Genomic DNA, 21,236 nt, shown 5'->3' with positions numbered 1-21,236 from the left:
TATGATACACGAAACCATCGGTTCGGTCGGACATTTATTTGTTATTATTTCATTCGTAACAGCGCTACTTGCGACTTTTGCGTACTTTAAATCGACTCAGTCAGCGAATGAATTAGAGAATGATTGGAAGATGACGGCGCGCGTTTTATTCGGGCTGCATTTCATCGCGGTGATTGTGGTGGCGGCAAGTCTTTTCGTCATCATTTATAACCATTATTTCGAATACCATTACGCCTTTACGCACTCCTCCTTGCAATTGCCTACCATGTTCATGATTTCCTGTTATTGGGAGGGACAAGAGGGGTCGTTTTTGCTGTGGATTTTTTGGCAAGCGGTTTTAGGACTGTTATTGATGATCAAAAATCCAAAGTGGGAGTCTCCTGTCATGACCGTTTTCGCACTAGTGCAGACGTTCTTGACTTCGATGATTTTAGGAGTCATTATTCCTTGGATTGATTTAAAAATAGGCTCCTCACCGTTCTTGTTGTTGCGCGAGGCACAGCCGGATCTTCCGGTTTGGAGTATGCAACCGAATTTTATCCCTAAAGACGGACGCGGCCTGAATCCATTGCTTCAAAACTATTGGATGGTGATTCACCCGCCTACCTTGTTCTTAGGATTTGCGTTAACCTTGGTTCCATTCGCGTATTTGATCGCAGGATTGTGGAAGAAGAAATTAACGGAATGGGTGATGCCCGCTTTGCCTTGGGCTTTATTTAGCGCCGGTGTTCTAGGGATAGGGATTATGATGGGTGCGTATTGGGCCTATGAGACTTTGAACTTTGGGGGCTATTGGAACTGGGATCCGGTAGAAAATGCGTCGTTCGTACCTTGGCTAGTCTTATTAGGGGCTATCCACACGATGATTGCCCACAAGACCTCTAGCTCAGCGTTAAAGACGTCGATCATTTTAGTGATTGCGACCTTCATTTTGGTCTTGTATTCGACCTTCTTAAATCGTTCTGGAATCTTAGGAAATGCCTCTGTACACTCCTTTACGGATTTAGGGCTTTCTGGACAACTGTTATTGTACATGGGAACCTTCCTTTTAGTGGCGATCGGCATGTCGATTTACCGTTGGAAGGATTTACCTAAGGACCAAAAAGAACTGGGGACGTATAACCGCGAGTTTTGGGTTTTCGTAGGAGCAGCGGTTTTAGGCTTATCGGCTTTCCAATTAACGTTCACCACTTCGATTCCCGTTTATAATAAGATTGCCGAGGCCTTTGGCGTTCTTTCAAACATCGCCTTACCGGCAGATCAAGCGGAACACTATAGCAAGATCCAAATTTGGATTTTCTTAGCGGTGGCCATCTTAAGTGGCATCGGACAATATGTATGGTGGGGAAAAATCAAACAAAGCACCACTTTCAAACCCTTGGTAAGTCCAGCGTTAGCGGCGACTTTATTGAGCGTGGTCTTCATTAACATTGGCAAGATTTATACGTTTTCGTACATCGCCTTATTATGGAGTAGTTTATTCGCGGTTTTGGCGAACTTCAAAATCTTATGGTTCCTGATTCGCGAGAAATTCTCATTAGTAGGTGGAGCGCTGGCGCACGTAGGATTAGCGATTATGTTAATCGGAATTTTATTCTCCGCGGGTTATTCTAAAGTCGTATCGCTCAACCGCTCGGGTTTCGCGATCAGCACGAAAGTGGAAGAGTTCACGAAGGATAACAATAAGGAAAACAAGGAGAACTTGCCGCTTTGGTTAGGTCAAGGAGCCCAAATGCAGGACTACCTAGTAACCTATAAAGGACGCCGCATCGAGGTGCGCGGACACAAAGGCTACTTCAACAAGAACGATTTTGAGATTATTGAAGGGGATTTCCACGCGGTGGCTTTGAAAAACATCGAACGCGATGGCGTAAAAATCGCGACTAAAGGCGACACGGTAACGGTAGAACCAGAGAATACCTATTACGAATTAGAATTCAAGAACGAGGAAGGAAAAGCAGTTTCGCTCTTCCCGAGATGGCAAGTAAATCCGAAAATGGGCACGGCCATTTCCCCAGACGTGAAACACGCCTGGAACCACGATATTTATACCTACGTTTCACTTGATCCACGCTTAGCGGCAGAGGCAGGTTCTGAGAAACAATGGTCTCAGACAGAAGCTCAAACGGTCACAACTGGCGACACGCTTTTCATCAATGACTTCGTGGCGATCCTAAAGGATGTAACGCGTGTAACGAATGTGGATGGCGTAGAATTAGCGGAGAACGATGCGGCGGTTCAAGCGAACTTCCAAGTATTAGGCAAAAACTCACAGCAATTTACCTTAAGCCCTATCTTCGTAATTAAAGGGGGAATGGTCGCGATGCCCGCCTTCGAAAGTGAGGAAACAGGCATTAAGATTAAATTCACAGGTATTAACCCGCAAGCGCAGGAGTTTGGTTTTGCTTGGAATACCACCCAACAGGAATTAATCGTCGTGAAAGCCTTAGAGAAACCCTACATTAATTTAGTGTGGATCGGATCTATCTTGATTTTCATCGGTTTATTTATTGCGACGTATCGCCGTTTAAAACCCGCGACCGCGGCTTAATATGGGAAAGAAAGAAATCTTAAGTTTAGCTGCCGCTGTTGGATTCATCCTGATTTGGATCATCGATTTAAATAGTCCTACACCCGCGGAAGTAAAGGGACAGTTCTGGGGAGAGATTTTCTACCACTATGGCTGGTTAATGTATGGCGTAGGCTGCTTGTTCTATTACCAATTCGCAAAGAACGAACGGATCAAAAAAGAGAAAGATGGAAACAAGTAATATCAGTTTGGATAATGCTCAAATCATCGGCATCATCGCCTCCATGGTCTTTTCTGCCTTTTTTTCTGGCGTCGAGATGGCCTTCGTATCTTCGAACAAATTGTATTTCGAACTCAAGGCGAAGCAGGATATTTTAAGTGCTAAAATCATTGCTAATTTCAACCAGCAGCCCTCCCGTTTTATCGGTACCATGCTCATCGGAAATACCTTGTCACTCGTGGCCTACGGTATTTTTATGGAGGAGTTTTTACACCATGTTGTCTTGCATTTTCTGTCGTTAAATGAAATTTTGGCGCGTTTGATTGCGACCATCGTGGCGACCATCCTCATTTTGATGACTTCAGAATTTACCCCTAAAAGTGTCTTCTTAATTAATCCTGATGCCATTTTAGAATTTTTAGCTGTACCTATTTGGGTGATTTACACCTTGATGTTTCCCTTAGTTTGGGTGACCGTGGGTCTTTCTAAATGGTTCATCACGAAAGTTCTTCGATTAAGTTATTCAGAGGAGAAACCGGCCTTCGGTTTGACGGATTTAAACCATTACCTCCAAAACCTAAACCGCAAAGTCTCCACCGAACAGGAAGCCGAAGTGGACCACAAAATCTTCCACAATGCCCTCGAATTTAAGCAGGTAAAAGTGCGGGATTGTATGATTCCGAGAACGGAGATTACAGCCATTGATGTAGAGGATGGCATCGAGAAGTTAAAAGAAGTATTCTTAGAAAGTGGTCACTCGAAAGTTTTAGTATTCAAAGAAACTTTAGAAGAAGTGTTGGGCTATTGCCATTCTTTGGCCCTATTCAAAAAACCTAAAGACCTGCAATCCATCCTGACCAGCATTCCGATTGTTCCAGAGGCGATGCCAGCGAATGATTTAATGATCAAGTTCTCGAAAGAACGGAAGTCGCTTGCCTTAGTAGTGGACGAATTCGGCTCTACGAGTGGATTAGTGAGTATGGAAGATGTGATGGAACAGATTTTTGGGGAGATTCAAGATGAATACGATGACTCGGAGGACTGGATCGAAAAGCAAATCGATGAGACGACTTTCGTCCTCTCTGGCCGTCACGAGATTGACTATTTGAATGAAAAATACGAATGGAATCTACCTGAAGGGGATTACGAAACTTTAGGAGGAATGCTAATTAGCTTATATGAGGATATTCCACAAGTCAATGAGTTGATTACCTTAGCGCCGTTCCAATTCCAAATCTTAACGACCACAGACGCGCGCATCGATACGGTGAAAGTCATGATTACGGGAAAGATCACTCCGGCGCCTTCTTCGGAATTATTGCATTAATACCCGCTGCAAGGTCTGGCATTTCATTTGTGTTTCCTGCCATTCTTTCGCTGGATTAGAGTCTTCCGTGATCCCACATCCGGCATAGAACACCGCGTGGTTTTCTTTGATCTCTACCGTGCGCAAATTCACGAATAAATGCGTCGCTTTTCCAAGATTCACTGGCCCTAAATAGCCTGAATACATCGAGCGATCGTGACTTTCCGTCGCGGAGATAAAATCAACGGCCTCCTGTTTAGGGGTTCCACAAACCGCAGAAGTCGGATGCAATAAACCCAGCATCAAACCGGGCAACTGCGGAAAATCCATCGCTTTCGTATCGACAATATATTCCGTTTTCAAGTGCAATAAATTCCCGGTAGAAATAGTCTTAGGACCTATTTCTATATATTCTCTTAAACGAATCATCTTAAAACAATCGATGATATAGCGACTGACGAAAGCCTGCTCTTCGATCTCTTTTGTAGACCAACGCGCCTGGGAAGGGGCTATCGCAAACCCATCCGCATCTACTCCAGATTGTGTACCCGCTAATGAAATCGTACGGAAAATCCCCTCCGCATTTTGTTCTACTAAAATCTCTGGGGTCGCACACATCCAAACTCCCCCTAAAGCCGGAATAGACAAGGCGCAAACAAAGGCCGTGGGATAGGCTGCACCTAATTCTTCAAGCGCCGTCATCACATCGAAGGAGGCTGGTAATTCTTGCTCGTCCGTTCTAGATAACACGACTTTCTGCAAGGGTCCCTTTTTAATCGCTTGAATGGCCTCCGCCACCCAGCCCATAAATTCGGTTTTCTTGACTGGATTTTCTGGGGGTGCTACGTAAGGTGTAGGAAGTTCTCTTGCTTGAAGCGTAAAAGAGCTTAAAGAATCCGCTCGTAAAAAATAAGGTAAACCAATGAAAGGTGCAGCTAAGAAGCCAGAGGACAACTCGTCGAGATTCCAGCCCTCCTGTAGTCGTGTTCCTCCTGAAAAATCTTGTACTAAAAAGGCCTCCGCGCAATGCGGCAAGCGCCAAGCAGCCATCGCTGCCCCTTTAGCTATTCCTTCCTCCCAAGCGAATCCATCTTTCATTATAAGGGTATAATCGCCACCGTCAAACGGCTAGCACAAATCAAATTTTCTTCCTCGTCGTGAATCTTAATCTCATACACATGAATCTTATGACCGATACGCAATGGAATACACGTCCCAATCACATAACCACCCCGCGCAGACTTCAAATGGTTCGCATTAATCTCCACGCCTACTCCCGTTTCCGCCTTCGGATCCTGAACGGCTAAAACGACCGCCACACTTCCTAAGGTTTCCGCTAATACCACGGATGCTCCCCCATGTAACAAACCGAGTGGCTGTTTTGTTCGGTGATCGACCGGCATTTTGGCCTTAATAAACCCAGGCTGAATTTCAATAAACTCAATACCCAAATGCTCGATCATATTTCCCTTCGACATCGAATTCAATGTGTCTAGGGAGATGGAAGTATTAAACATATATTTCGTAATTTTGGCTAAAATTCGGAATAAAATACGATTAATATGCAAGCTCGGCCTGATTTAGTGAAAGATATTTACCTGATTCGCCACGGCGAAACGGAATACAATCGCAAGGGGGTCGTGCAGGGCAGTGGGATTGATGCAGATTTAAATGAGTTAGGCCAAAAACAGGCTGCCGCTTTTTTTGCGCACTACAAAGATCTCCCGATTGATAAAATCTATACTTCAGCTTTGCGCAGAACGCATCAATCGGTGAAAGGGTTTATCGACAAAGGTTTGCCATGGGAGCAACACGCAGGCTTAAACGAAATTTCTTGGGGAAATAAGGAAGGTAAATCACCTAATACGGAGGATGATTTATACTATAAAAACCTAACGAAGACCTGGCGCGAGGGCAATGTCCACGTTCAATCCGAAGAGGGGGAAAGTCCAGTGGAAGTTTTAGAACGCCAAAAGCCAGTGGTCGACCTTCTCCTGTCTAGACCGGAAGAAAAAGCTATTTTAATCGCGATGCACGGACGTGCGATGCGGGTTTTATTAACCCATTTATTTAACGCGCCACTCCACCATATGGATCAGTATGCGCACCAAAACCTGTGCCTCTACCACCTGCAATACGATTATACTGCGCAGGAATTTAGGCTATTAAAAGGTAACTGCGTCATTCACCTAGAGGATTTACCGCAATCAATGTAATGATATTACGACAACGAATGTATTGGGCGTTGCAATCCGGCGGGTGGTTCGCTTGGATGCTCAATGAAGCGGTGTTATACACGAATCAATACGGCTGGCACTGGGCGTGGTTGTATGCGTCTCTAGCAAACATCTCCTTAGCCATCTTGCTTACCCATCAATACAAGCGAATAACAAAGCAGTTTGCTTGGCAGGATTTGCCTCTTTTTGCCATGTTGCGTAATCATTTCATCGCCCTTTGTGTGATGGCGACTTGCCTGGTTGCGTTGAATTTGCCCATCGATCAATACTTATTAGGAGAGAATTTTGAAGTCCAAATGAGCCCCTTCATCATCACGCAGTACCTCTTTAACTTTATGAAGCCGCTCGCGATTTGGATGTTAATCTACTTCTTCTTCCAATATTCCAAGAAACAGCTCGTGATGGAACGGGAGAATAACCAACTCGAACGCGCCATTCAAGAAACGGAGGGCAAGGTCTTGCGCGCGCAGATGAATCCCCATTTCGTATTCAATGCTCTCAATAGCATTCGTGCCTTAATCACAGAGGATCCGGCTAAGGCCAAAAAAGGGATCAACCAACTCTCCAAACTACTCCGCAGCTCCCTGTTAACGGAGCGCAAGAAAACCATTTCCATCGCGGAAGAATTAGACACGATTATCGACTATTTGAACCTAGAAAAGATCCGCTATGAAGAACGCCTGACCTGGAAAGTAGACGTTGCGAAGGAAATAAATCAAGCCCAGATTCCGCCTATGTTATTGCAGACTTTGGTGGAGAATGCGATCAAACACGGGATTGCTCATTCTTCAAAGGAAGGATTAATCGAAATTAAGGGTGAGGTGATTGGTGATCAAATTCAATTACAAGTGATTAATCCGGGTCATTTGAAAATTCGTGGGGAATCAACGGGCATCGGTTTAATAAACTCCCAAAACAGACTCACTTTATTGTTCGGTGAGACCGCTCATATTGACTTAAAACCTTTGGACAAAAATCGCGTCCTCGCTTCCGTAACGATTCCGTATCTTGCTGAAACAATAGCCTAAATCCCCTATGAAAGCCATCATTGTAGACGACGAGCGCCTTGCCAGAAATGAACTGAAACGTTTATTAGAGAATTTTCCGTCCATCGAGGTAATCGGTGAAGCGGCGAATACGGATGAGGCGAGTCAACTCATCGAAGAATTACAACCCGATGTGGTCTTTTTAGACATCCAAATGCCGGGCAAAACAGGTTTTGAATGGCTGGAGGAATGGGATGGTTTTCTACCGGAGATTATTTTCACAACCGCTTTTGACGAATATGCGTTGAAGGCATTTGAGGTAAATGCCTTAGATTATGTCTTAAAACCGATCGAGTTAGCGCGATTAAGTGAAAGTATTCAAAAATTAGAATCCCGTTTTCAGCGTCCAGCTTCCACAGAAAAATCGGTTACAGCCAATCACGTATTAGGCGGTAATGACCAGATTTTTGTGAAAGACGGGGAGAAATGTTGGTTTGTGCGTTTGGATCGCGTGCGCTTGTGTGAATCGATGGGGAATTATGTTCGTTTGTTTTTTGACGACCAAAAACCCCTCGTCCTCAAATCCCTCAACTCTTTAGAGGAGCGTTTAGATCCGAAATTATTTTTCCGTTGCAACCGCAAACACATTGTGAACCTGAACTTCATTGAGAAGATTGAACCTTGGTTTTCCGGTGGACTACAAGTAACCTTAAAAGGCGAAAAAGCAGAGAAAATAGAAATTTCCCGCCGGCAATCGATCCGGTTTAAGGAGCTTTTGTCTCTTTAGTACTTTTAGTAGTTCGCGCTGGTGCTTCCCCTAACAAGAATCCATAGGGTGCTAGATTAGGGATGGAATCAAAAATCACTTTCATCACAGCCGTGAGTGGAAGTGCTAAAATCAATCCTGGAATTCCCCATAGTAATTCTCCACATAACAAGGCCAGCATCGCCACCATCGGGTTCATACTCACTTTCGATCCCACCACAAGAGGCGTGATAAAATTCGCTTCAATAAACTGAGCCGCCGCTACCCACGCCACCACGGCTAACGCATGCGATGGACTCAAGGTCACCAAGCTCAATAAAATAGGCAACAAAGCACCCATCCAAATGCCGATGTAGGGGATCAACAATAAGACACCCGTCAAAAATCCGAAAAACACCGGATATTCCACTCCAATCCACCAAAATCCGACCGAATTCAACACGCCTACAATTAACATAACAACCAGCAATCCGACTAAATAACCTTGCACCACGGATCCCGTTTTTTCCATCACTTTCGTTAAGACTTGTGCTTCCGTCTTAGGAAACACTTTCTGCAAAAAGCTTTCAAAAAAATCGCGGTAAAACAAAAAGAAAAAGGTGAAAACCGGCACTAAAATGAGGGCCGTTACTGTATGCAGAGCGGTCGAAAATGTGGTGCTAATAATCACTCCAGAGTTTTTCAACAAGGCCATCAACTCATTACTCAGCTCTAGCATTTGCTTCCGACGCGAGATATTGAAATTAGCTGAAATAAAGGACTGCAAGCTGGAGATCCACTTTTCGGCTTTTTTTGCGAAGAGAGGAAACTCAGAGGAGAATTCCATGATTTGCATTCCTGCGACAAAAAGCAAAGAGGAAATCAGAGCAAAGGTCAGCAAGATGGCGATGAAGATGGACAGGGCGCGGGGAAAACCTTTGGCCTCCATCCACTTACTCGCAGGCAATAACAAAAGGGAGAGAACGAGCGCAAAAGAAAGTAAAATCAACAAGTCCTGAAGTAGATAAGCCGCAGCAATAATCAAAGCCATCGATAAGAGGGCGTTGGATAAACGGGACGAATAAGCGGTGTTGTTTGACATATCTAATAAATTAACAATTACATAACATACGACTTCCTATATTTGTGTCGTAATCCGTTCACAACCTATGGCACAAGCTTCACCCGCATACAAAATTCTACTCGTAGATGATGATGCAGACATTTTGGAGTTATTGGAATACAATTTACTAAAAGAAAACTTTCTTTTAGCAAAAGCAACAAATGGAAAAGAGGCCATCGCTGCCGCTAAATCTTTCCAACCTCATTTAATCATCATGGATGTCATGATGCCAGAAATGGATGGCATCGAAGCAGCCCGCCAAATCAAATCAAATCCCGAATTCAAAAATACACTCATCCTGTTCCTTACGGCACGTGGTGAAGAGTACACCGAAATCGCTGCTTTTGAAAGTGGAGCCACAGATTATGTCGTAAAACCGATCAAATTACGTGCCTTAATTAGCCGAATCAACGCCTTACTAACACGTGAAGTAGCTGTTCCTGAGTCGAAAAACGACGTTATTTCCATCGGAGATTTAGTCATTGACCGCGTGCAATATGCAGCCACATTCCAAGGAAGAGCCTTGATTTTACCTAAAAAGGAATTTGAATTGCTTTCTTTCTTAGCCAAGAACCCGAATAAGGTATTTAACCGTGATGAGTTATTAGAAAAGGTTTGGGGATCAGATGTATTCGTAGTGGAACGCACGGTGGATGTACATATCCGTAAATTGCGCGAAAAAATCCCAGAATATTACATCAAAACATTGAAGGGGGTAGGCTATTTATTTTCAATCGACAAAGCCTAATTGCCCATTTTTAGGTAAATTGCATCCTGAATGATGCGCCTAATTTCAACCCTTATTTTTTGTCTTTTATTTACCTGTGTGCTAGCGCAGGGACCTAAGCGTGAGTTGAGGGGAGTTTGGGTGGCGACAGTCCAAAACATCGACTGGCCCAGCCCGCACAATTACGACGGCGCGAAACAAAAATCCGAATTTATTGATCTATTGAATTCCCACCAGAAAACAGGAATCAATGCCCTTTTTGTCCAAATTCGAACCGCCTCTGATGCGCTTTATGCGAAAAGTGCTGAACCTTGGACGACCTACCTTTCTGGGAAACAGGGGCAGGCGCCTAGCCCCTATTACGATCCTTTGGAATTTATGATCAATCAGACGCATGCCCGTGGGATGGAATTTCACGCCTGGTTAAACCTGAACCGTGCTTCCATGTCATCGCGAGCGCTATTAAGTTCAGAACACGTCGCTAGAAAACACCCAGAATGGCTTTTGTCTTATGGGGGACAGTTGCTGTTTGATTTTGGTATTCCTGCAGTACGCCATTACATCGCAGGACTCGTACGTAATATCATTTTGAATTATGATGTGGATGGAATCCACTTTGACGATTATTTTTATCCGTATCCAGATCCGAAATCAAAATTAAATGACGAGGATACCTATCTAAAATACCGGCTTTCGGGTGAATCTAGGGCAGACTGGAGGCGTCGTAATACGAGTGCGTTAATTCAGGAAATCTCCGAGACCATTCGCAAGACCAATCCGAAAATGAAGTTTGGGATAAGTCCATTTGGGATTTGGCGACATAAAACATCTGATCCCGTGAAAGGATCGCCTACGGTGAAAGGTTTGCAATCTTATGACGATTTATATGCGGATACAGATTATTGGTTAAAGCAGGGCTGGTTAGATTATATCGCGCCACAATTGTATTGGGATACGGCACACCGAGTGGCGCCTTTTAAGCCATTAGCCGAGTGGTGGAATGCGCATTCCTATGGGAAACCGGTGTATTTTGGGATGGCATCGTATCATTTAGGGGATGTGTGGACGAATAAGGAAATGAAAAAGCAGGTGGAAATTAGCCGAAGTATGTCTCAAGGTCAAGGATTGATTTTTTATAGTTCGACTTCTTTGACGAAAAATACAAAGGGCTTTAGGGATACGTTGCGTGCTCATTATTTTGTGCATCCGGCTTTAGTCCCTACAACGCCGTGGCTCGATAGTATTGCGCCGCATGCGCCTACTCAGGTATTTTTAGCCAATAAAAAGCTTAAATGGCAAGCCGGCGAGGAATCGGATGATAAAGATCCGGTAGCCTATTATGTGGTGTACCGAATCCCGAAACAGGACAAAAAGTACTTGGAAGATCCAAGCAACATTATCTACAAAGGGAAGGCAACGGAAGTATTTTTGGAACAAGATGACCTTAAACCGGGTTATGGATTTACGGTGACCGCCCTCGATCGTCTGCACAATGAAAGCAGGCCGAGCGCTATCGCCTGGATTAAACCCGTTAGCAGCGATTAATATGCATTTAAAAATTAAAGAAATTACGGAAGAGACGATCGATACGAAGACGATCCATTTTTGGCAACCGATTCACGATGCTTTGCATTATCTATCGGGTCAGTTTTTAACCGTCATCCCCGAAATCGAGGGCAAAAAAGTCCGCAGAAGTTATAGCTTATCGTCTTCCTCGAAGACCGATATGTCCCCTGCCATCACGGTAAAACGCATCGATGGAGGCTTAGTATCGAACTTTCTTTGCGATACTTTGAAAGAGGGTGATAGCCTAGAGGTATTGGAGCCGATGGGAAATTTTACATTGGAAGCCGAGGCGTCTGCTTCAAAAAATTATGTATTCGTGGGCGCAGGTTCAGGGATCACGCCTTTGTTGTCGATGATCAAAACGATCTTACATGGCGAACCGTTGTCTAAAATTCACTTAATCTACGGTTCTCGTCACGAGGATCAAATTATCTTCAAAAAGATCTTGGATGCATTAGAGTCCTCGCACTCCAATCGCTTCAAAGTATTGCACGTTATCTCTCAACCCGCTGCGAATTGGCCAGGATTGAAAGGCCGAATCAACCAGGCTTCGATTGTGTATTATTTAAAACAAGAACTAGGCCTAGACATCGCATCTGCCCATTATTATTTGTGCGGTCCGCAAGGAATGATGACGGAAGTGCAATCGTCTTTAGCGATGTTTGATGTGCCGGCAGGTCAAATTCACCAGGAATCTTTCGGAGTGGTGGCCAGCGAAGAGATGGAGCAAGCCGAAGAGGATGGCACGTTGCAAACGCAAGAAGTGACCCTGATTTACGAAGGAAAAGAACATAAAATTACCGTTCAACCGAGCGAAACCATTTTAGAGGCGGCTTTAGAGGCTGACTTAGACATCCCCTATTCATGCCAAGCAGGCATGTGTACGGCTTGTATGGGTCTATGTTCGAGCGGAAAAGTGGGGATGGACGAGGAAGACGGCTTAACCCCAGGCGAGATCGCGAAGGGCTATATTTTAACTTGCGTGGCGCATCCATTGAGCGCTGGCGTAGTGATTGACTTAGATTAATATGAAACAGAGAACATTTTTACCGGCAGATTTTCAATTAAGTACCTGGGAATCGGTGTTGCCTTATTTTGAGCAATTGAGTGCGACGGAAATCTCCAGCATTGCTGATTTACGGGATTTTTGCACGAACCGCTCCGAATTAGAATCCTACTTATCAGAAAACTTCGCGTGGCGCTACATCAAAATGTCATGCGATAACCAAAACGAAACGTTACAAACGAGCTACGCTCAGTTTGTGAACGAAATTATGCCCAATGCCTCTGTTTTCGATGACGCTTGGAATAAGAAAGTGATCGAAAGTCCGTTCGTAAACGAACTAACAGAAACGGGATTCCCGGTGATGTTACGCGGCATGAAGAAGGCGATCGAAATCTTCCGCGAGGAAAATATTCCCTTGTTCACGGAATTACAGAATTTAGAAACCAATTATGGGGCCTTAACCGGCGCCTTAATGGTGACGATTAAAGGCGAAGAAAAAACTTTACAACAGGCGGGGGCATTGTTGGAATCTACAGATCGCGCGGAACGCGAAGAAGTGTACCAAACGATGGTGCAAAAACGTTTGACGATCAAAAATGAGTTAAACGATTTGTATACTTCGCTTATTGAAAAACGCCATCAAGTAGCTTTGAACGCGGGTTTTGAAAACTACCGCGATTATGCTTTCGCGAGCTTAGGCCGTTTTGATTACGGTCCTGCGGAATGTTTTGAATTCCACGAGGCGGTAGCCGAAACAGTTGTCCCTTTATTGAATGAAGCGGCGGCGAAGCGCAAGGAGGAGATGGGGCTGGATGCATTGAAACCTTTTGATAAGGCGGTAGATCCATTAGGTCGCGGACCTTTGAAACCATTCGAGACAGGAGAAGAATTATTGACCAAAACGATCGGCGTTTTCAACGAGATGGATCCGTTCTTGGGCAATTGCCTGAAAGAAATGGTGACATTGGATCGATTCGATTTAGACTCACGCAAGGGCAAGAATCCAGGCGGCTACAACTATCCATTAGAGGAAACGGGCTACCCATTCATCTTTATGAACGCGGCAGGAACCGTGCGTGATGTGGTGACTTTGTTACACGAAGGCGGGCATGCGGTGCACAGTATTTTGACCAAAGACCTAGCCTTAAATTCCTTCCGTAATTTCCCCTCTGAAGTGGCTGAGCTGGCTTCGATGAGTATGGAATTGATGACAATGGACCTTTGGGGACATTATTTTACGAATCCCGAAGAGGCGAAACGTGCCAAAATCAAACACCTAGAAGATATCTTAGAAACACTTCCTTGGGTGGCGACCATCGATGCTTTCCAGCATTGGGTGTATGAGAACCCAACACATTCTGTGGCACAACGCGAAGAAAAGTGGAATGAAATCGTTTCGAAATTCTCGGATACGGTGACGGATTGGACGGGATTAGCGGAGGTGCGGTCGAATATTTGGCAAAAACAATTGCACCTGTTCGAAGTGCCTTTCTATTACATCGAGTATGCGATTGCGCAATTAGGAGCGCTGGCGGTTTGGCGTAATTATTGCCAAAATCCGAAAAAAGCCCTCGAGCAATACATCGCCGCCCTTTCACTAGGATATACGCAACCGATGAAAACGATTTATGCCACAGCCGGTATCGAATTCAATTTCAGTAAGCCGTATATCCAGGAATTAATGGACTTTTTAGCGGATCAACTTAAAAAAATTGCCGAAAGTTAGGCGAACGATGACCTATTCCTTATTTTTGCAAATAATTATTGACACAGCCTTATGAAATTAACGAATTTACTTTCTTTAGTAGCCATTTTAGTGGTAGCGACTTCTTGTGATTACCAAAAAAACAACACAATTAAACAAAAAGACGTGCGCAAAGGCGATGAGTATGTGTACGGTGTTCACCCAGACAGTGCAGCGGTTCAATCGAAATTAACCTACGATGCAAATCCTGAACTAGAAGTGAAAGCGAATGCCATCCGCGAGAAATTATTCAAAGGAAAAGCAATTAATCAAGGAAACTAATTCCTGATCACATAGATTTTAAAGAAGCCGGTTTATCCGGCTTTTTTTATGCTCTTTCGCGAGAGCCGTACGATTAATGCACCAGCATATCACGCAAGAAAGTCAATTGGTAAATTCCAGCCACATAGATGAGTGCCCAAATCAGCGAGGAGATTCCCATAAAAAATAAGATGCGCGCAGTAGGTACTTTGAACGAAAGCGCTAGTAAACTTCCTCCTATCGGAGTAAAAATCAACGGTGTTAACGCTGCAATTCCTTTAATTCCAAAGCGTTGCCAGATATCCACCGCGTAACGAATTCGTTTGGAGAATAGTTTGGGTTTTGAGCTGCGGTACTTGGCAACCAATCCTAAGATGGCTTTTCCGGCTGTGATGATAATCGTTACCGTAGCCATCGCGCCTAACCACGTAAATAGTACAGTCTCATACCAAGTCAAGCCTAGGCTAAAACCCGTGATGGGCCCAGCGATAAACTTCAATCCCGTGGCGATCATTACACCAGAATAGGCTCCCCAAGACATTATTTCGCAGATTGATAGATGGATTTACCTTCGTCTAAGAAGCTAACAAAGTGAGAGACATTGGCGTCGAAAGCGACCGGTTGAACCATAGGCTTATCATCCTTACGAGGATCTAATAAAACGTAATGCGGTTGCGCGTTTGAGTTGAAGCGAGAAATTTGAAAGTCGAGGTTTTGGTCCCCTAAAGTCCTCTTCTCCTGCCCGTCTACTTTAGATGTATACCACTTGTCTGCCGGCAATTCCGTTTTGTCGTCGCAATACAAGGCCACCACCACATAATCGTTTTTTAGTCGCTGTAAAACGGAAGGATCAGACCAAACATATTCCTCCATCTTCCGACAATTCACACAACCATGTCCCGTGAAGTCGATAAACAAGGGTTTATTTGCCTTCAACGCAGCGGCTTTCGCCTGCTCAAAATCGAAATAGCCATCGAGACCCAATGGCAACTCTAAGAAATCGCTATATAATGCGCCGGTTTTTTGCGCAACAGGCTCAACGGCTTGCGATCCTTTGAAATCCTGCGAATTCATCGGTGGCAACCAGCCAGAAAGCCCTTTCAACGGCGCTCCGAACATCCCCGGAACCAAGTAAATAACAAAGGCTAAAACCGCCGTCGCAAACAAGGTACGTGGAACTGACAGATTCTTCGCAGGACCATCGTGTGGCAAGGAAATCTTACCGAATAAATACAAAGTCAAGGCCGTAAAGATCGCAATCCAAATCGCTAGGAAGATCTCACGATCCAATAGATGCCAGTGGTAAACCTGATCCGCTACACTTAAGAATTTAAATGCAAGCGCAATTTCTAAGAAGCCCAAAACGACTTTCACCTCGTTCATCCAATTGCCGGATTTAGGCAATTTCTGCATAAAGCCCGGGAAGATCGCAAACAAGGTAAACGGAATCGCAAAGGCTAAGGAGAAACCTAACATCCCGATGATTGGTTTCAAGAAGGCACCTTGGGAAGCCGCAATTAAAATGGATCCAGCAAGCGGACCGGTGCAAGAAAAGGAAACTAATACAAGCGTGAAGGCCATAAAGAACACGCCGATGAATCCACCTTTATCCGACTTCGCATCCACCGTGTTCACTAAGTTCGATGGCAACACAATTTCAAACGCACCCAAGAACGAAATACCGAACAAGATAAATATCGTAAAGAAGAGCATATTCGGGATCCAGTGTGTACTCAAGAAGTTCGCAAAACTAGCTCCCGCGAAGAAGGCTAATAGCGTTCCGAAAAACACATAAATCAACACAATAAATCCACCATATAAAAAGGCTAATCCTTTACCGCCTTTTTGTTTCGTGAAGAAACTCACGGTCATCGGAATTAATGGATAAACGCAAGGTGTTAATAAAGCCAAGAATCCGGCACCTAGGGCGATCCAAAAGAAAGCGAAAAGGGAGTCATCTGCGGGTGCTTCAGTAGGTGTGGCCGCAACAGTAGGTTTTGCCACTACGGAGTCCACAGTCACCGGCTCGATAACGGGAACGGCAGCTGTGTCAGCCGTAACCGCCATCTCCGCCTTTCCACTTAAAGCGAAAACGCCTCTAATAGGCACACAAAGTCCAGAAACGTTCGAGCAAGATTGGGAATCGTAGGAACCCTCAATCGTGTAAGCCGAGGCGGTAATTTTGATTTTTTGGCGAAATTCGGCTTGACCAGTAAAATAAGTATAGGTACCATTCCAAATCTCGGTATCCGTTTTCGAATGGGGATTGATGGCTTTTAGGCCGCCCACTGTTTGAAAACCAACTCCTGGTTTAAAGGTAACCGTTGTCACGACCGGCCCTAAATCTTTGTCGAAATCAGACGAGTAAAGGTACCAATCTTTTTCAATGGCGACTTTAAAAATGACCTCTGCTTGCTCCCCTACTTTCGGGTTTGCAGGCTTGATAGACCAAGACCATTTAGCGGGGGTAATCTTTTGGGCAATGGCCGGGATGGCCAAGAAAGCGAACAAAAGAAAGGCGATATATTTTAATTTCATGTTTGTCTCAAAATGCAAAGTCAAAATTAAGAAAAAAGCGCAGAAACGTGCGTGATATTTGTCTTATTATAGGCTCTTTTCGTTTTTCAATTTGGAGAAAAAAACGTATTTTTGACCTTTCAAATTGTAATCCAGAACCCATTTCTTTTTATGGCATCCACTTTCCCTACACAACGAGACAAAGAAATTTTTGACCTGATTAACCAGGAGGCACATCGCCAAGAATTTGGCATTGAATTAATCGCCTCTGAAAACTTCACCTCTCCTCAGGTGATGGAAGCACAGGGAAGTGTTTTAACGAATAAATACGCGGAAGGTCTTCCAGGAAAGCGTTATTATGGTGGTTGTGAAGTAGTGGATGAAGTAGAGACCTTAGCGATTGAACGTGCAAAGAAATTATTCGGAGCAACGTGGGCAAACGTTCAACCTCACTCTGGTGCGCAAGCGAATGCGGCGGTATTCTTATCTTTCTTAAACCCAGGCGATAAAATCTTAGGATTTGATTTGTCTCACGGTGGTCACCTTTCACACGGTTCTCCAGTGAATTTCTCGGGTAAATATTTCCAAGCGTTCTTCTACGGTGTAGAGAAAGAAACGGGATTGATCGATTGGGACAAAGTAGAAGCAACTGCCCTTAAAGAAAAACCAAGATTGATCATTTGTGGAGCGTCTGCTTATTCTCGTGATTGGGATTATGCCCGTCTACGCGCGATCGCTGACCAAGTAGGAGCGATTTTATTAGCTGATATTTCACACCCATCTGCGTTAATCGCGAAGGGTTTATTAAATAACCCGGTTCAACATTGCCATATTATCACGACTACGACGCACAAAACGCTTCGTGGACCACGTGGTGGTTTGATTATGATGGGGAATGATTTTGAGAATCCATTTGGCTTTAAAACCTTAAAAGGAGAATTGAAAATGATGTCTGCGTGTTTAGATGGCGCCGTGTTCCCAGGAACGCAGGGTGGTCCTTTAGAGCACGTGATTGCGGCGAAAGCGATTGCTTTTGGCGAGGCATTAACTCCTACATTCGAGGCATATGCGAAGCAGGTGCAGACGAATGCGCAAGCGATGGCGAAGGCCTTTTTAGCGAAAGGATACGATATCATCTCAGGCGGCACAGATAATCACTTGATGTTAATTGACTTACGTCCGAAAGGATTGAGTGGTAAATTAGCAGAGAATACGTTGATTCAAGCCGATATTACAATCAACAAAAACATGGTTCCATTCGACGACAAGTCTCCATTCGTTACTTCAGGTATGCGTGTGGGAACGGCGGCGATGACGACACGTGGTTTGAAAGAAACGGATATGGCTCAAATCGTGGAGATGGTCGACAAGGCCTTGATGAACCACGATAATGAGGCGGTATTGAAATCTATCAAAGGAGAAGTAAATGAGTGGGTGAAGCAATTCCCATTATACCTATAATAACACATGGCAACAGATCAAGATTTTGACGATTTCGACGACGATGACGCATCGGATGGCACAGAGATGTCCTTCCTAGGTCATTTAGAAGAATTAAGATGGCATATTCTGCGATCTGTTGCTTCCTTTTTTATTTTCGCAGTGGCCGCTTGGTTCTTCCGTGAATTCATTTTCAGTTCGATCATTTTAGGTCCCACGAAAACGGATTTTTATACGAACCAAATCCTGTGTCAAGCCGCTGACCTCTTCAACATGCCTAGTTTGTGCATGCAGAAGGCTGATTTTATACTTCAAAGTAGAGAGGTTTCAGGTCAATTCATGATGGCCCTAACACAGTCGATCATCGTAGGTCTTTTATTTGCGTTCCCTTACATGTTCCACGAATTGTGGCGCTTCATCAAACCAGGCTTAAAAAGCAAGGAGTTGAAAGCAGCGCGTGGGGCGGTATTTTGGGTTTCTGTATTGTTTTTTAGTGGGGTTGCTTTCGGGTATTTTGTGGTGGCACCTATGGCCATTAATTTCCTTGCGAACTTTAAATTAGATCCGAGCATCCAAAACCAATTTGACATCAACGATTACATTTCCTTGTTATCTATGTTGACGTTAGCTTGCGGAATCACCTTCCAATTACCGATGATAGCCTTTGTGCTATCTCAAGTAGGCATTTTAACCCCATCCTTCATGCGGGAATATCGCAGACATGCCCTTATTGTCATTTTTATCGTGGCGGCGATCATCACCCCTTCTCCAGATGTGATTTCACAGCTTTTAGTGGCGTTCCCACTTTTAGGCTTATATGAAATCAGTATTGGCGTTTCAGGCCGCGTCTTGAAGCGTAAAATGAGAGAAGAAGAGATGGAATCGAATTCTTAATCGAATTCTCAACAACAAACGAATGAATTATTTATCGGCGGAGAACATATCACGCAACCTAGGCGAAAGATGGGTGTTTAAAGGTTTATTTTTTGGCCTCCAAAAAGGCGAAAAAGTAGCCCTCATCGGGAAAAACGGCACAGGTAAAACCACCTTAATGGAATCCCTCATGGGGATGCAAACGCCAGACGAGGGAAAAATCTCCATCCGCAAAGGAATTCGCGTAGGTTACCTACCTCAGAATCCGATTTTCGCTGAAAACGAACAAGTCCTTAATTACCTGTTCTCGGACGATTTACCTAGCGCAGTTGCCATCAAATCCTACGAGAAAGCGATGCTGTCTGGCGATTCGAAAGAATTAGAAGACGCCTTCGCCTTAATGGAAGCCCACAACGCATGGGATTACGAGGCACGTGCGAAACAAATTATCAGCCGCTTAGGCATTCCAGATGGCGACCAAAAGGTTTCTACTTTATCCGGAGGCCAAAAGAAACGCCTTTCCCTCGCTAAACTACTTATCGAGAGTCCAGACATTATGATTCTGGATGAGCCGACTAACCATTTGGACATCGAAACCATCGAATGGCTGGAAGGAATCATGTCCGGCCCTAACGTAACCGTTTTAGTCGTCTCCCACGACCGTTATTTCCTAGACAAGGTCTGCAATAAGATGATGGAATTAGCCGACGGCTCCATCTATACCTACGAAGGAAACTACGCCTATTTTTTAGAGAAAAAAGCCGAGCGCGAAGCATCGGATGCCAGCAGCGTTTCGAAGGCAAAAAACCTCTACCGTAAAGAACTCGAGTGGATGCGCAAGCAACCCAAAGCGCGTGGAACAAAATCCCAATCTCGCATCGATGCCTTCTACGAAACCGAAGAAAAAGCAAACAAAAAACTAGACGACAGCAAACTGGAACTCAACATCCAAATGTCCCGCCTAGGTAACAAGATCATCGAAATCAACCACCTGAAAAAGGCATGGGGAGACAAGAAGATCATCAACGATTTTACGTATACGTTTAAGAAGAAGGACCGCATCGGTATCGTAGGCAAAAACGGCGCCGGCAAAACGACGTTCTTACAACTCTTAACTGGTTTAGAACAACCGGATTCAGGCACCATCGATCCCGGCGAAACGCTAGTGGTGGGCTATTATACCCAAATTCCCTTCGATTTCCGCCCAGAACAACGCGTCATCGACACCATCACCGAAATCGCTGAAGTCATCCCTTACGGAAAGAACGAATCACTCAGCCCAAGCCAGTTTTTGAGCAAATTCCTCTTCCCTACTGCTCAGCAATATACTCCGGTGGAAAAGCTGTCAGGTGGCGAAAAGAAGCGTCTACAATTAATGCGCGTACTCGTAAAGAATCCGAATTTCTTGATTCTCGATGAGCCGACGAATGATTTGGACTTAGACACCTTACAGTTACTAGAAGACTTTTTAAGTGAGTTCCAAGGGTGTCTTTTATTAGTTTCCCATGATCGCTATTTCATGGACAATCTAGTAGACCAGTTAATTCTAGTAGAAGGTGAAGGCGAAGTGAACTTCTTTAATGGAAACTACACGGATTACCGCACGGCTTTAGAAAACAAGGAAGATGAGCCGGCTGCCAAGCAAAGTCCCGTAAAAGCTCCATCGACATCGGCTCCCGTAGCGGCAGCACCTAAAGGACCTAAGCTTAGCTTCAAGGAACAAAAAGAGTTCGAGGAACTTGAAAAAGAAATGGCGGCTTTAGAAATCGAAAAAGATTCCTTCGTCGAAAAACTCAACCAGGGCTCGGAAGACTTTCAATTGTTAACCGATTGGGCGAAAGCTATCGAGGACATCAAGAATAAGCTGGAAGAGAAGGAGCTGAGGTGGCTCGAGTTATCGGATAGATAAGCTAGCTGAATTTACAAAGACCGAAGAAAGTTATTCTTCGGTCTTT

General features: G+C 44.4%; 19 protein-coding genes. 14 read left to right on the top strand and 5 right to left on the bottom strand.

Going from position 1 to position 21,236, the window contains the following annotated elements:
* Position 1 precedes the first annotated feature (1 nt).
* The 3 genes from ccsA to G9X63_RS01440 are packed head-to-tail and all read left to right on the top strand — an operon-like array spanning position 2 to position 4,077.
* Positions 2-2,551 (top strand): cytochrome c biogenesis protein CcsA, encoded by a 2,550-nt coding sequence (gene ccsA / locus G9X63_RS01450; protein ID WP_252623525.1) that lies wholly within the window; start codon positions 2-4, stop codon positions 2,549-2,551.
* Between the two features lies 1 nt (position 2,552).
* Complete coding sequence (locus G9X63_RS01445; RefSeq protein ID WP_130894829.1) at positions 2,553-2,771, top strand: hypothetical protein; 219 nt, start codon at positions 2,553-2,555, stop codon at positions 2,769-2,771.
* A complete protein-coding gene (locus tag G9X63_RS01440) occupies positions 2,758-4,077 on the top strand; it encodes a hemolysin family protein (RefSeq protein WP_252623522.1) in 1,320 nt (439 codons plus the stop codon). Before G9X63_RS01445 ends, G9X63_RS01440 begins: the two co-directional genes overlap by 14 nt.
* Here the strand turns inward: G9X63_RS01440 and G9X63_RS01435 are convergent.
* Both G9X63_RS01435 and G9X63_RS01430 read right to left on the bottom strand, forming a co-directional pair.
* On the bottom strand, positions 4,066-5,154 hold the full coding sequence (locus tag G9X63_RS01435) for a chorismate-binding protein (protein ID WP_252623520.1): 1,089 nt from the start codon (positions 5,152-5,154) through the stop codon (positions 4,066-4,068). The genes G9X63_RS01440 and G9X63_RS01435 overlap by 12 nt on opposite strands.
* Positions 5,154-5,573, bottom strand: a complete 420-nt coding sequence (locus G9X63_RS01430) for a hotdog fold thioesterase (protein ID WP_252623517.1) — start codon at positions 5,571-5,573, stop codon at positions 5,154-5,156. The genes G9X63_RS01435 and G9X63_RS01430 overlap by 1 nt, the downstream gene beginning before the upstream one ends.
* Before the next feature lie 45 nt (positions 5,574-5,618).
* On the opposite strand from G9X63_RS01430, the gene G9X63_RS01425 reads away from it, so the two are divergent.
* From G9X63_RS01425 to G9X63_RS01415, 3 genes are read left to right on the top strand one after another with little or no spacing between them, the layout of a single operon-like run.
* Positions 5,619-6,272, top strand: coding sequence for a histidine phosphatase family protein (locus G9X63_RS01425; RefSeq protein ID WP_130894825.1), 654 nt, complete (start codon positions 5,619-5,621; stop codon positions 6,270-6,272).
* A complete protein-coding gene (locus tag G9X63_RS01420) occupies positions 6,272-7,321 on the top strand; it encodes a sensor histidine kinase (protein ID WP_252623515.1) in 1,050 nt (349 codons plus the stop codon). Before G9X63_RS01425 ends, G9X63_RS01420 begins: the two co-directional genes overlap by 1 nt.
* Before the next feature lie 7 nt (positions 7,322-7,328).
* On the top strand, positions 7,329-8,066 hold the full coding sequence (locus G9X63_RS01415) for a LytR/AlgR family response regulator transcription factor (RefSeq protein ID WP_130894823.1): 738 nt from the start codon (positions 7,329-7,331) through the stop codon (positions 8,064-8,066).
* On the opposite strand, the gene G9X63_RS01410 is transcribed toward G9X63_RS01415, so the two are convergent.
* Positions 8,044-9,126 carry an AI-2E family transporter gene (locus G9X63_RS01410; RefSeq protein ID WP_130922742.1) on the bottom strand — a complete coding sequence of 361 codons (1,083 nt, stop codon included), beginning with the start codon at positions 9,124-9,126 and terminating at the stop codon, positions 8,044-8,046. The genes G9X63_RS01415 and G9X63_RS01410 overlap by 23 nt on opposite strands.
* Before the next feature lie 67 nt (positions 9,127-9,193).
* On the opposite strand from G9X63_RS01410, the gene G9X63_RS01405 reads away from it, so the two are divergent.
* From G9X63_RS01405 to G9X63_RS01385, 5 genes are read left to right on the top strand one after another with little or no spacing between them, the layout of a single operon-like run.
* Positions 9,194-9,895 carry a response regulator transcription factor gene (locus G9X63_RS01405; RefSeq protein WP_130922741.1) on the top strand — a complete coding sequence of 234 codons (702 nt, stop codon included), beginning with the start codon at positions 9,194-9,196 and terminating at the stop codon, positions 9,893-9,895.
* 30 nt (positions 9,896-9,925) lie between these two features.
* Entirely contained in the window at positions 9,926-11,419 is a 1,494-nt protein-coding gene (locus G9X63_RS01400; protein ID WP_252623511.1) for a glycoside hydrolase family 10-like protein, read from the top strand.
* Complete coding sequence (locus tag G9X63_RS01395) at positions 11,367-12,467, top strand: ferredoxin--NADP reductase (RefSeq protein WP_252623479.1); 1,101 nt, start codon at positions 11,367-11,369, stop codon at positions 12,465-12,467. Before G9X63_RS01400 ends, G9X63_RS01395 begins: the two co-directional genes overlap by 53 nt.
* A 1-nt stretch (position 12,468) precedes the next feature.
* The gene (locus G9X63_RS01390; RefSeq protein ID WP_252623476.1) at positions 12,469-14,172 is read left to right on the top strand and encodes a M3 family oligoendopeptidase; all 1,704 of its coding nucleotides are present in this window, start codon (positions 12,469-12,471) and stop codon (positions 14,170-14,172) included.
* A gap of 51 nt (positions 14,173-14,223) precedes the next feature.
* Positions 14,224-14,472 (top strand): hypothetical protein, encoded by a 249-nt coding sequence (locus G9X63_RS01385; protein ID WP_252623474.1) that lies wholly within the window; start codon positions 14,224-14,226, stop codon positions 14,470-14,472.
* 73 nt (positions 14,473-14,545) lie between these two features.
* On the opposite strand, the gene G9X63_RS01380 is transcribed toward G9X63_RS01385, so the two are convergent.
* Positions 14,546-14,992, bottom strand: a complete 447-nt coding sequence (locus tag G9X63_RS01380) for a hypothetical protein (RefSeq protein ID WP_130922737.1) — start codon at positions 14,990-14,992, stop codon at positions 14,546-14,548.
* The gene (locus tag G9X63_RS01375; protein ID WP_252623470.1) at positions 14,992-16,989 is read right to left on the bottom strand and encodes a protein-disulfide reductase DsbD family protein; all 1,998 of its coding nucleotides are present in this window, start codon (positions 16,987-16,989) and stop codon (positions 14,992-14,994) included. The genes G9X63_RS01380 and G9X63_RS01375 overlap by 1 nt, the downstream gene beginning before the upstream one ends.
* 150 nt (positions 16,990-17,139) lie before the next feature.
* Here G9X63_RS01375 and G9X63_RS01370 point away from each other — a divergent pair, with 150 nt between their 5' ends.
* Genes G9X63_RS01370 through G9X63_RS01360 form a run of 3 tightly spaced genes read left to right on the top strand, consistent with a single transcriptional unit; the run spans position 17,140 to position 21,190 of the window.
* Positions 17,140-18,429: a serine hydroxymethyltransferase gene (locus G9X63_RS01370; RefSeq protein ID WP_252623467.1), complete on the top strand. Its 1,290-nt coding sequence runs from the start codon at positions 17,140-17,142 to the stop codon at positions 18,427-18,429.
* A 6-nt stretch (positions 18,430-18,435) separates the two neighbouring features.
* Entirely contained in the window at positions 18,436-19,302 is an 867-nt protein-coding gene (gene tatC / locus G9X63_RS01365; RefSeq protein ID WP_130922734.1) for a twin-arginine translocase subunit TatC, read from the top strand.
* A 22-nt stretch (positions 19,303-19,324) separates the two neighbouring features.
* Complete coding sequence (locus tag G9X63_RS01360) at positions 19,325-21,190, top strand: ABC-F family ATP-binding cassette domain-containing protein (protein ID WP_130894813.1); 1,866 nt, start codon at positions 19,325-19,327, stop codon at positions 21,188-21,190.
* Positions 21,191-21,236: the final 46 nt, after the last annotated feature.

This window comes from Aquirufa antheringensis, assembly GCF_023921165.1.
GTDB lineage: Bacteria > Bacteroidota > Bacteroidia > Cytophagales > Spirosomataceae > Aquirufa > Aquirufa antheringensis.
The sequence above is the reverse complement of the archived record's forward strand: the minus strand, read 5'-3'. Positions and strand labels throughout refer to the sequence as shown.